The 12,957-nt window shown below is 47.2% G+C and carries 9 protein-coding genes; 4 read left to right on the plus strand and 5 right to left on the minus strand.

Features of this window, described 5'->3' with window-relative positions:
• Positions 1–8 precede the first annotated feature (8 nt).
• The 5 genes from kynU to KD145_RS17205 all read right to left on the minus strand — a co-directional run bounded on the left by kynU (position 9) and on the right by KD145_RS17205 (position 8,368).
• Positions 9–1,277 carry a kynureninase gene (gene kynU, locus KD145_RS17185; protein WP_212000196.1) on the minus strand — a complete coding sequence of 423 codons (1,269 nt, stop codon included), beginning with the start codon at positions 1,275–1,277 and terminating at the stop codon, positions 9–11.
• Positions 1,278–1,657: 380 nt separating this feature from the next.
• Positions 1,658–5,218 (minus strand): efflux RND transporter permease subunit, encoded by a 3,561-nt coding sequence (locus tag KD145_RS17190; RefSeq protein WP_212000198.1) that lies wholly within the window; start codon positions 5,216–5,218, stop codon positions 1,658–1,660.
• Between the two features lie 30 nt (positions 5,219–5,248).
• Entirely contained in the window at positions 5,249–6,358 is a 1,110-nt protein-coding gene (locus KD145_RS17195) for an efflux RND transporter periplasmic adaptor subunit (protein WP_212000207.1), read from the minus strand.
• Between the two features lie 38 nt (positions 6,359–6,396).
• A complete protein-coding gene (locus tag KD145_RS17200; RefSeq protein ID WP_212000210.1) occupies positions 6,397–7,752 on the minus strand; it encodes a TolC family protein in 1,356 nt (451 codons plus the stop codon).
• Positions 7,753–7,756: 4 nt separating this feature from the next.
• The gene (locus KD145_RS17205; protein WP_212000212.1) at positions 7,757–8,368 is read right to left on the minus strand and encodes a TetR/AcrR family transcriptional regulator; all 612 of its coding nucleotides are present in this window, start codon (positions 8,366–8,368) and stop codon (positions 7,757–7,759) included.
• A gap of 181 nt (positions 8,369–8,549) precedes the next feature.
• On the opposite strand from KD145_RS17205, the gene KD145_RS17210 reads away from it, so the two are divergent.
• From KD145_RS17210 to KD145_RS17225, 4 genes are all read left to right on the plus strand, one after another.
• Positions 8,550–9,158, plus strand: a complete 609-nt coding sequence (locus KD145_RS17210; protein ID WP_212000213.1) for a DUF502 domain-containing protein — start codon at positions 8,550–8,552, stop codon at positions 9,156–9,158.
• Positions 9,159–9,263: 105 nt separating this feature from the next.
• On the plus strand, positions 9,264–10,244 hold the full coding sequence (locus KD145_RS17215) for a zinc dependent phospholipase C family protein (RefSeq protein WP_249219413.1): 981 nt from the start codon (positions 9,264–9,266) through the stop codon (positions 10,242–10,244).
• Positions 10,245–10,437: 193 nt separating this feature from the next.
• On the plus strand, positions 10,438–11,508 hold the full coding sequence (gene serC / locus KD145_RS17220; RefSeq protein WP_212000214.1) for a 3-phosphoserine/phosphohydroxythreonine transaminase: 1,071 nt from the start codon (positions 10,438–10,440) through the stop codon (positions 11,506–11,508).
• A 60-nt stretch (positions 11,509–11,568) separates the two neighbouring features.
• A complete protein-coding gene (locus tag KD145_RS17225) occupies positions 11,569–12,891 on the plus strand; it encodes a DUF1015 domain-containing protein (RefSeq protein ID WP_249219415.1) in 1,323 nt (440 codons plus the stop codon).
• Positions 12,892–12,957 lie beyond the last annotated feature (66 nt).

The following is a 12,957-nucleotide window of genomic DNA, read 5'->3' on the forward strand; positions in this document are numbered from 1 at the left end:
TTACTTAATTAAGCGTTTGAAGCAATATTTGCTATGATTTCATAAAAATGAAACACATCCTGATAAGAGTTATACATCGGCGCCGGTGAAACCCTGATGACTCCGGGTTCTCTCCAGTCAACGATTATACCGGCATCTGTCATTTGCTGATGTATCTCTTTTCCTTTTTCTAGGAACAGCAAAGATAGTTGTGCGCCACGTTCATTACAATTTTTAGGTGTAATAATTTCAAAATTAATGCCTTTCAACTGCTGCAGCAAAAACTCCAGATAACTGGTCATTTTCTGGCTTTTGTCTCGTAAAGCGCCGATACCGGCTGCTTCAAATAGTTCGAGGGAGGCTTTCAGGCTAACCATGTTAAATACCTGTGCGGTGCTTTGTTGCCACCCTTCGGCTTCTTTTTTAGGCACAAACCCTTTTTCCATTTTAAAACGTGCACTCTCTTCGTTGCCCCACCAGCCACCCAGGCGGAGAAATCCGCGGTCGCTGGCATATTTTTCATGCACAAAAGCGCCTCCTACTGCGCCGGGACCACCATTCAGGTATTTATATGAACACCAAACGGCAAAATCTACATCCCAATTGTGCAACTGTACCGGAATATTTCCTGCTACATGTGCCAGATCGAAACCGGCATAAGCGCCTGCATCATGTGCTGCTGCTGTAATAGCGGGTATATCAAAATATTGTCCGGTATAATAATTAATCCCTCCTAATAAAACTAATGCTAAGCTATCACTTTCTCTATTAATTATCTCTAAAATATCTTCTAATCTTATCAAACGTTCACCACTTCTGGGTGAAACCTCGATGATGGCTGTTTCCGGGTCAAAACCATGATATCTGACCTGCGTTTCCACTGCGTATTGGTCGCTTGGGAAAGCCCCTGCTTCCATTAACACTTTAAACCGCTGTTTGGTTGGCCTGTAAAAACTTAACATCATCAAATGAAGATTAACAGTAAGTGTATTCATCACTGTTAACTCCTGCTGGCTGGCCCCTAAAATACTTGTCAAAGGCCTGCTGCAATATTGCTGATAATACAACCATGGATTTTTGGCACCCCAGTACCCTTCTACGGCACACTGTTGCCAATCGGCCAATTCCTGTTCTATGGCTGCTTTTACATTTTTAGGCTGTAACCCGAGTGAATTGCCACATAAATAAATTGCGTCCTTTCCTTTGCGTTGGGGAAAATAAAACTGCTCCCTGAATTTATTTAATGGATCCTGCCGGTCCTGCTCTTTAGCAAATGCTAAGGTTGCTACGTACTCCATGGTCTTCCAATCTTTTGCCAGTCTTCATATTTTAATGGCTGAATGTATCTCTCTGTGATACCTGTGTCTTTCTCTATACCGATAATCTTAATAAAACAGGCAAACCTATATAACTGTTTAAAACAGACCGTTTATGTCAAAGTTTAATTCCAATGATAATGGTATATAAGGTATATAGCTAGTAACGTGAACGCTCTGAAGGGTCAAAAGTAACAATAGCTATCGAATTGCCCACCATTCCGATTGTTAAAATTTGTTAATAACCTAAAAATATGGTTTCATCCACAATATACAAAAAAAAATCCGTCCTGAAGAATCAGGACGGAGACTGTTAACCTACAACTGTTACACTGTATTACTAAAAAATGTACTTATCGAGTCTAATTCACTGATACTCCGTCTACTTTCTTGGAATTTTTCCGGAGCATCTCTTCCTCCTGCTCTGCTTCAGGAGACGGAAAGAAGTTGTAAGGCTTGGGCGACAGATACTTAGGATCATGCAGCTTCTTCACCTCTTCCTTCTTCATAAATAATTTTAATACCAGCACCAGGAACGGCACATACTTCAGTGACCGCGGCATGCCATATCTGTCGAGTACGTCAATGGAACGCTTGTTCATGGCGTACATCACCGGCACCAGGATCAGGGTGAGGAAGGTGGCAAAAATCAATCCGTACACCATCGTCCATGCCAGCGGGCCCCAGAATGCTACGTTATCACCTCCGAAGAAAATATGAGGGTTGAAATTACTGAACAGGGTGGCAAAGTCGATGTTAAGCCCCACTGCCAGCGGAATCAGCCCCAGGATCGCCGCAATAGCTGTCAGCAGTACTGGTGTCATACGGGTTTTGCCCGCTTCCACCACTGCTTCATATATCGGCATATTCTGCATTACCAGCAGATCCGTAAACTCCACCAATACTATACCATTACGCACCACGATACCTGCCAGTGCCATAATACCTACACCGGTCATTACAATGGAGATATCCATCTTAAAGATGCTGAAGCCAAGGAATACCCCTATGATACTGAAAAGAATTTCCATAAAAATTACCAGCGGGCGACCAATGGAGTTAAACTGCGTCACCATGATCATCAGGATCAGCCCGAAAGCGCCCAGCATGGCCATCATGAGGAAGTTCATGGTCTCCATCTGATCTTCCTGCTCACCGGTCATCTTGATTGTCACGGAGTTAGGATGACTGAAGCCTGTCAGCGCTGTCTGTATATGCTGCACCACCTCATTGGCATTAAAGCCAGTCAATACGTTGGAGTACAACGTGATCACCCTTTTCTGGTCTTTACGTTTGATACCCGCATAGGTATTGGAATAGTGAACGTCTGCCACAGCCGACAGCGGCACCTGACGAACAGCTCCGCCCATATTCATATCCCTGTATACCAGGTTGAGGTTCATCAGGTTGTTGATATTATTACGCTGATCTTCGCGTAATCTTACCATGATCTTATACTCATCTTTGGCGTCTCTGATCTTGGAAGCTTCGAACCCGAAAAGAGCAGTACGCAGGGCCCCACCGATCTGACGGGTAGAGATACCTTCATTGTTAGCTCTTTCACGATCGATGCTGACAACTATTTCAGGTTTGTTGGCCTCAAAGTCGCTCTTCAGCTCTTCCACCCCGTCGATATGCAGGGAGTCGAGATAACGTTTAAGTCTGAACGAAGAATTGGTCAGCTCATCGAAGTTATCGCCGGTGATTTCGATATTGATCGGTTTACCGGTAGGAGGACCTCCCTGTTCCTGTTCCACGGTAATATTGGTACCGGGTATACCTTTTACGGCACTACGAATCTTCTCCAGATATTGTACGGTCGATTGTCCGTTTCTGGCGCCGAATTCCACGAAGGCTACGGTCACCTTGCCTTTCTGCGGCTGGGTGCTCATGTCCATCTGGGAAGGATCTCCGGCACCTTTGGCCACGTTGGAGATGATAGACTCCACGATCGGATTGTTAGGACCCACCACTTTTGTAATACGCTTTTCTACAATGCTGGTGATGGAATCTGTGTATTTCTGGCCGGTACCGTTAGGCAGCTCTATGTAAGCATAGATAAAGTTGGGATCTGCCTGCGGGAAGAATACCACTTTGGGATTGCGGATGCCGGTAAGGATAATGCTGAATATCAGCAGGGCGAAAGTAGCTACCAGGATCCATATCGGACGCCAGCCCACCAGACACCATTTCAATACCTGTTTGTAACGTTCCTGTACTTTGGGCCAGAATTCATTCTGGAAGCGGCGTGCCACATTACCCAGCCAGAAACGTTCCGCCAGGATCATGAGGTAGGCGAAAATCACGAAGTTACCCACTCCCCTGCTGTTAGCATAGCCAATCAGCGCCAGTGCCGCGAATACGCCGGTCAGTATTTTGAACTTACGGTCAAACTTAGGTTTAGGATGACCTTCCCCTTCATGCCGATCCATGAAGTCGACCGCAAACACAGGGTTAATGATATAGGCTACTACCAGGGAAGCGCCCAGCGTAGTGATGAGGGTTACCGGCAGGAAGAACATGAACTTACCGATTACACCTGGCCAGAATAACAGCGGTACGAATGGCGCCAGCACCGTCAGGGTTCCTGACAATACCGGCAGAAACACTTCTCCCGCCGCTATCTTGGCTGCTCTTACTATACCCAGGTCTTTTCGTTCATTAAAAATACGGTGTACGTTCTCTATCACCACAATCGCATCATCCACCACAATACCCAATGCCAGCAGGAAGGAGAACAACACCATCATATTGAGGGTGAAGCCATACATCGGCATCAGCAGGAAGGCGATGAACATGGAGATGGGCACAGAGAGCGCCACGAAAATAGCATTTACCGCACCCATGAAGAACATGAGGATGAGGGTTACCAGGATGAAGCCGATGATAATGGTATTGATCAGGTCATGCAGGGTAACGCGGGTGGATTTAGACTGGTCGGCCGTGATGGTCACATTCAGTCCTTTCGGAAAGTAGTGGGCTTCCATGTCGGCTTTGATCGCCTGTATCTTATCAGATGCGTCGATCAGGTTTTTACCACTTTGTTTGATCACGTTGAGGGTGATCACGTTTTTACCGGCGAGGCGGGCATAGCTTTCCTGTTCCAGGAAGCCGTCTACTACATCGGCCACGTCTTTGAGGTATACGGTGGCACCGGACTGTCCGCGGACAATGATGTTGCCGATGCGGGCAGGATCCTTGTATTCACCTTTTACGCTGAGGGTACGTTTCTGGCCGTCCATAGACACCAGACCGCCGGAAATGGTGATGTTTTCACCCTGGATGGCACCAACGATATCTTCAAAGCCGATTCTGGCGGCATCCATTTTATATTTATCGACATTGATCTGTATCTCTCTTTCCAGCTCCCCTACCAGGTCTACACGGGTGATTTCATTAAGCGCCTCGATGCGGTCTTTCATATCGTCTGCATAACGTTTGAGTGTTTGCAGGTCGAAATCACCGGAGAGGTTTACGTTCATGATCGGTATCTGGGATACATCCATTTTAATGATCTGCGGTTCCTGGGTCAGGTCTTTGGGCAGGTCTTTTTTGGCGTCATCCACTTTTTCCCTCACCTGCTGGCGGGCAGCTTCGATATCTTCGTTGGCATTGAATTCGATGATGATGGCGGAGAAGTCCTGCATGGAAGTGCTTTTGATCTTCTTTACGCCGGAGATACCGTTGAGCTCTTTCTCAATGACCTTGGTCACCAGTGTTTCCATGTCTTCCGGAGAAGTACCGGCATACACAGTATTGATAAAGAACTGCGGGAACACTACTTCAGGAAACTGTTCCTTGGGCAGGCTGTTATATGAAAGAATACCCGCCAGCGCGATGATAATGGTGGCCACATAGATGCTCACCTTATTATCGATGGCCCAGCTGGTGGGTTTAAATTCTTTATGGAGATTGTCTTGCATAAACTTGGTTTTGGCTGTTAGTGGTCAGCATTACAATTTGATCAGGTCATTATCGTTCAGCCCCTGGTATCCAGTGGTGATGATCCTGTCTCCTGCTTTGAGTCCGTCTTTGATTTCAGCCTTATCGTTGTAGGTGCGCCCCATTTCGATGGCCCTGCGTTGGGAAGACAGCTTGCCATTTTTGGATTCGGCCACCATTACATAAGGTTTACCGGAAGAATACTGGATAACGTTTACCGGTACCACTACAGCCTTTGAAGCAGTATAGTCTACTATTTTGATATGTGCGATCATGTTGGGACGCAGGGCATTGTCTGGTTTGAGCGGCACTTCAATTTTGATGGTGCGGCTGAGCGGATCGATAGTCCTGGAAGCGAAGCTGATGTTGGTTCTTATTTCGCGCTGGATATCGGGGAAAGAGAGGACTACAGGGTCTCCTGATTTGAGGAGGCCGGCGTAGGCTTCCGCTACGTTAGCCATCACTTTCAGATTATTGGCATTTACCACGCGGAAGGCTGGAGCGCCGGGTGCAGCATTGTCGCCTACTTTGGCGATTACAGCGTCCACAGTACCGCTGATAGGTGCAATGATACGCATTTGTGCCAGCTGGTCCTGGAGGGTAGCCATTTTTCTATCGAGTGCTTCTTTCTGGCTTTTGGCGTTGAGGTATTGTACTTCAGAGCCTATTTTCTGTGACCAGAGATTTTTCTGTTTTTCGAAGAGGGTATTGGCGAGGTCCATCTGGGTGCGGAGTTCGGCCATATTGGCTTTCAGCACCTGATCATCAACCTGTGCCAGTGTCTGGCCCTGAGCCACGTGTTGTCCTTCTTTTGCATGGATAGCGGTGATCACACCGGGCACGCGGGCGGAAACGTTTACGTTTTCGCGGGCGTCTACACTGCCCTGTACGTCGATATAGTGTTCAAACAAGGTATCTCTTAATTCGGCAATGGTCACATCTTTCATTCTTTCTACGGTGTCTTTCTTACCGGCTTCCTTTTCCAGGGCAGCAATTTTGGTATCGAGTGCAGCCCTTTCCTGTTTCAGTTTTTCCAGTTGCTGGGCTTTATTGCCTCCGCCACCGCAGGCAGCGATGATGACAGCGAGCGCAGGGACCATGAAAGCATATCTTTTGTTCATATTATTAGTAGTGAAAGGTGATTAAAAATGGGTTTACACTATAATTTGCCATAAGCTTTCAGCAGGTCGATCCTGGCCACGATGGCGTTGTACAGTGCGGAGAAATAATTGTTCTGTGCGGTCAGCAGGTCATTTTCGGCGGTAGTCATTTCCAGGCTGGATCCCACACCTTCCCGGTATTTGATCTGGGTGGTGTTATGCACATCTTCTGCGAGTTTCATGTTTTTTTCCTGCGCCTCGAGGGTGAGCACGTTGTTGCGGAAAGTGGAGGCAGACTGTTCTCTTTCGAGGTCTATACCCAGTTTGGCGTTTTCGATGGCCACTTCACTTTTTTTCACGGCGAGGAGAGCCTGATCTACCTGTCTTCTGCGTTGCATACCGCTGAAGATGGGAACGGAGAGGTTAAGGCCGGTGTTGATATAACCGTACCACATCTGGCTTTTCAGGTAGTCGAATCTGTCGCTGCCGCGCAGGGCGCCGGTGGCAGCGAAGAGTTGCAGGGAAGGCAGCGCTTTCATACGATATCTTTTCAGATCGTATTCATTGGCTTTTTTCTGTGACTGAAGCAACTGGTATTCGATCCGTTGTGAGTAGTCGAATTTATCTATATCGCTGATGTTTTCAGCTATCCTTTCGGTAGAGAGTGTATCCGTCAGCGTTATAGGCTGTTGCAATGGCATGCCCATCTGATATTTGAGGGCGGCTATACCGAGTTCGATAAGATTACGGAGTTTGGTCTGTTCTGTCTGGAGGTTGGTGAATTGTACTACCAGCCTGTCTACATCGAGTTTTTCCACGAGACCATTTTTATAGATCTCTCTGGTATCGCTGAGCAGTTTTTCCAGTGTATTGATATTGTTGGAGAGGATGGAAAGCGCTTTGTTGGCAGACAGTACGTTGTAATAGGCTTTATACACGCTGGCTTTCACATCGATCTGTGATTTGGTAACATTCTGGGCCACGAGTTCTTCCAGTGTTTTACGGGCCTGGAGGGCAACGAGTACGCTGGGATCGAAGAGGGTTTGTGTGAGTCTTACTTCACCCATGAGGTTTTGGGGGAGCTGGAAAGACACCACGGTGAAGGAATCTTTGGGTGCGCCAAAGTTCTTCATGTTAAACATTTGTTTCTGAATGATCGGGTTGTACTGGTATTGCCCGGTACCAGCTACATTAGGCAGTGCCAGACCGCTGACTTCCTTGTTTTTGGCCAGCTGAATCAGCTGGTCCAGTTTGGCCGTTTTAACGGCCGACTGGTTAGCCAGGGCGTAGTCTACAGCTTCTTTGGCAGACAGCCGTATGGGTTCCTGTGAAACTGTCTGGGCGCCGGCGGAGAGGGCCAGGGTCAACAGTCCCACCATGGAAACCATGCCGGTGAGCCTTTTGAATAGTTGCATAGTATTATATGTTTAGCGATAGTTGTTTGTACTTTTCTATAAGCTTAAAACCTTTGGCGGATGCTACTCCGTACAGGTAATTCTCCAGCAATACTTTTTGTACCCTGGTCATGTCTGAGTTGCCTGGGAACGTTTCCGGCTGGAAGCTGAGCATGCAGCCGTATACGCGGTATTGCGTTAATATTCTGATGTCTAGGTCCGGTCTGTAGAGTCCTTCCTGGATACCGCGTTCCAGATTTTCGCGGATCATACTGGTCAGTGAATTGTTCTGATAGTCGAGAAAAACCTGGTATGCCCGGGCATGGAATTTTTGCAGGTCGAGCAGGATCACGGGGTTCATGTTTCGCAGCCGTCTGTCCAGCATTTCCATGACAAGGAATAATTCCTGGATGGCGTCTGTTGATTTTTCGCGGTCTGTCAGACATTCCTGGCCGACGATGTTGATAAAGCGAGTGATGGCCTGAAAGACCAGATCGTCTTTATCCATAAAATGGGCGTAGAGAGTTTTTTTGGAGATGCCCATCCTTTCGGCTATGTCATCCATTGTGATAGACCGGGTGCCATATTGACGAAACAGGCTGAAAGCCGTGTCCATAATACGTTCCTGCGTTTCCATAAGGCTAGTGCTTTAACAGGCTTTGAATGCAAGACAAAACTATGGAAACTTTTTAAACTTCCAAAGTTTCCAGTAATTATTTTTTACATGTGGCAACATCTGTTTTCTGGCAAAAGGGGTAATGAAACAGGGCAACAATCTTCCGCTTATTTGTATAATTTTGTGCCTCATTCCTTTTACCATGTCACCGAAACTCAAGTTTAAAGTGTTTGCGTCCCGTTTGTTGCGGTATTTCTTTCAGGGCCTGCTGATACTGGCCCCTATCGGGATCACTGCACTAACATTATACTGGGCGTTTGTTACGATTGATAATATTATTCCGAAGGAGATCATTCCTGCTGAAGGTTCCTATAGCTTCCTAAAATACAAGGGGGTAGGTTTTGCGCTGGTACTGATACTGGTCGTAGTAGTGGGTTATCTGAGCTCCTCCTTTATTATAGGGCGGATTTTCGATTTGTTTGATCATCTGCTGGAGCGTACTCCTTTTATCAAGTACATTTATACTTCCATCAAAGATGTGTTTGATGCATTTGTGGGTGAGAAGAAAAAATTTGATCATCCTGTGCTGGTGCAGATTTACGGGATAGATGTGTGGGAGATGGGATTCATCACGCAGACAGATGTGAGCAGTCTGGGTATGGAAGGTTATATGGCCGTATATGTACCACATGCATATGCTATTACCGGTAAAGTATTTATTGTTCCCAAGGAGCGAGTGAAACCGCTGGAAAACATATCTGCCGGCGAAGCGATGAAGTTTGCCGTAAGCGGCGGGGTAACAAATATTTAGTCATTCAGGTATTTAGTTATTTAGGCATTTGATTGGAGCGAAATAATAATCAAATGCCTAAATAACTAAATGACTTATATTTGAGATACCCTAAAATTGTTTGTTATGTTAACCCGTACCCTGATTGTTTTCACTATAAGTTTTATTGTTTTTGCCGGTTGCCATGGGAAGGCCTATGGATGGGGCTTTTTTGCCCATGAGCGGATCAATCGGCTGGCGGTGTTTTGTTTGCCACCGGAGATGATGGTTTTATACAAGCCTTATCTGGAGTACATCCGGGTGCATGCCACTGATCCGGACAAGCGTCGGTATATGGTAGCTGCAGAGGCTCCCCGGCATTATCTGGATATTGATGTCTTTGACAAGCCGCCGTACCGGCAGATCCCCCGTAGCTGGCAGGAGGCTGTGGCACGTTATGGCGCTGATTCATTACAGCGGAACGGCATACTGCCCTGGCATCTGGAGAAGATGATGGCGATGCTGACCAAGGCTTTCCGGGAGCGTGATCAGCAACGTATACTGCAACTTTCAGCAGAAGCCGGGCATTATCTTGCAGACGCTCATGTGCCTTTACATGTATGTTCCAATCACAACGGGCAGCTGACAGGGCAGCATGGCATTCATGGTTTATGGGAATCGCGGATACCGGAGTTGCTGGCCGATGAGGAGTTTGACTATTGGGCCGGCAAGGCACGGTACATTGCAGACTGGCGGGCGTATGTGTGGCAGATAGTGACCAGTAGCGGACTTGCGGCCGATACGGTATTGAAAAAAGAAAGGCTGCTGCGTGAACAGATGCCTGCATCGCAACGTTATGCATATGAGATCAGGAACGGTGTGTTAACAAGGACTTACGCTGAAGGGTATACGAAAGCTTATCAGCAGTTGCTGGGTGATATGGTATCCCGGAGAATGAAGCAGGCGATCGCTGCTGTGGCTGCCTGCTGGTATACTGCCTGGGTAAATGCAGGCCAGCCGCCACTCCAGGAGCTTCAGCATACAGCCCTTACTGAAAGCGAGTTACAGGAGATTGAACAGTTGCAACGACGGTGGACAGAGGGCCAGATGTTGGGCAGACAGGAATAATCGGCTAAAATATTTAGCCTGATACTGAAATTCTGGAAAAGAAATTTTATCTTTGTTTCCACCATCTTTTTAACCTATCCTACACCACGCGCCTTACAGGTTTTAAAACACCCGTGCCGTTTTTTTTCCGTTTCCTTAGAAAAACCAAAACAAAGTGGAAAGATCAAAAAATGAATTTAATCTAGATCGTAACATGAAGGTGCATAATTTTAACGCAGGTCCTTCTGTATTGCCCAACGAGGTACTATACAAAGCCAGTAAAGCCCTTATCGACTTTGAAGGTTCGGGGATGTCCATACTGGAAATAGGTCACAGAACAGCACCGTTTATTGCGGTGATGGAGGAGGCGCGTAGCCTGGTTAGGGAACTGATGCAGCTTGATGACGACTTCGAGGTGCTTTATTTACATGGCGGTGCTACCACGCAGTTTATGCAGGTGCCTATGAATCTGCTGGAAAGCAGTGAAACAGCCGCTTATGTAGACACCGGCGTATGGTCCAACAAGGCCATTAAAGAAGCAAAATTGTTTGGCTTCGTAGATGTTGTAGCCAGCTCCAAAGAAAGTAACTACAACCACATCCCAAAACAATTCAACATCCCCCAGCAGGCCAGTTACCTGCACATTACCACAAACAATACCATCTATGGTACACAGTGGCATATGACCCCGGTAACAGACGTACCCCTGATTGCGGACATGAGCAGTGACATCATGAGCCGTACCATGGACTTCAACAAGTATTCGCTGATCTATGCCGGTGTTCAGAAGAACATGGGTGCAGCCGGCGCTACCATGGTAGCCATCCGCAAAAGCATGCTGGGTAAAGTAACCCGCAAAATCCCGGCTATACTGGATTACAGAAACCATATAGAAAACGGGTCCATGCTGAATACCCCACCCGTATTTGCGGTATATATCTCCATGCTCACCCTTCGCTGGTTGAAAGAGCAGGGCGGTATACCAGCCATCGAAAAGATGAATGATAAAAAGGCAGCCCTGCTGTACGACGAAATTGACCACAACCCGCTGTTCCGCGGCACCGTGGCCAAGGAAGACCGCAGCAAGATGAACGCCTGCTTCATCATGGACAAACCGGAGATGGAAGAAGAATTCCTGAAATTCTGTAAAAAAGAAGATATCGTGGGTATCAAAGGTCACCGCCTGTCTGGTGGTTTCCGCGTATCCATGTACAATGCACTGCCCTATGAAAGCGTGGAAGTTATGGTGGAAGCCATGAAATATTTCTCGCTGAAGAAAGCATAACAGTGCCTGCAAAGTCATATATAACAAAGAGTGCAAAGGTGTTTGAAAAAACAGGCCCCCTTGCGCTCTTTGCTTTTTTATGACTTTGCGGGCATTGATTTTTATTATTATTTTTACCTCCTCACCCACATCTCAACCATGGCTATTATCAGACCTTTTAAAGGATTAAGACCCAAGGAAGAACTGGCGGCAAAAGTAGCTGCAAGGCCTTATGACGTGCTCAGTTCGGAAGAAGCTAAAGCGGCAGCTGCCGGTAACCCGCATTCCTACTATCATGTTTCAAAATCTGAAATAGACCTGCCGGAAGGAACAGACTCCCACAGCCAGCAGGTATATGATAAAGCAGCGGAAAACCTGCAAAAGCTGGTGAAAGAAGGCGTACTGTTTCAGGAAGAACAACCCGCCTACTACATCTACAAACTTGTTATGAACGGCCGCTCCCAGACAGGTCTGGTATGCGCCTCCTCTGTTGATGACTATAACAAAGGCATCATTAAAAAACATGAGTTTACCCGCCCTGATAAAGAGCTGGACCGTATTAACCATATCAAGACCACACAAGCCCAAACCGGCAACGTGTTTCTCGCCTACAACGACGTGCCCGAAATGAATGCACTGATCGACCATTGGCAGCAACAAAACAAAGCTACCTACGATTTCACTGCCGACGATGGCATCCAGCATACCATCTGGGTGATCAACACCCCGGCTACTGTACAGGAGATCACTACCCTGTTCGCCGAAAAAGTGCCCTGCACCTACATCGCCGACGGTCACCACCGTGCTGCCTCCGCCAGCCTGGTACAGAAAGAATTCCAGGAAAAAGGGAAAATCACTTCTGTGGAAAATCCGGTCAACTACTTCCTGACCACCATCTTCCCCGCCAGCCAGCTGGCCATTCTGGATTATAACCGTCTGGTAAAAGACCTCAATGGCCTGAGCAAAGCAGACCTGCTGTCCCGACTCGATTACGACTTCACCGTAGAAGAAATCGGCCACCAGCCCCAACATCCGTCTATGCTCCATGAATTCGGCATGTACCTGGAAGGAACCTGGTACCGCCTGGTTGCCAAAGAAGGTACTTACACTACCGATCCTATCGGCATCCTGGATGTAACCATCCTCTCCAACAATATCCTGGACAAACACCTGGGCATCAAAGACCAGCGTACTGACAAACGCATCGACTTCGTAGGCGGTATCCGCGGTCTGCAGGAACTCGTAAAACGGGTAGACAGCGGCGAGATGAAAGTAGCTTTTGCCCTGTATCCCGTTACTATACAGCAACTGTTTGATATTGCCGACAGTGGTAATGTGATGCCGCCCAAAAGCACATGGTTCGAGCCCAAACTGCGCGACGGCCTGATCACCCACGTAATTTAAAATATAATCATATTCTCTCCCCTGCCCATAATTGGCCAGGGGAGATTTTCCCCCCTGCCTGTTACT

The organism is Chitinophaga sp. HK235 (assembly GCF_018255755.1).
Classification (GTDB): domain Bacteria; phylum Bacteroidota; class Bacteroidia; order Chitinophagales; family Chitinophagaceae; genus Chitinophaga.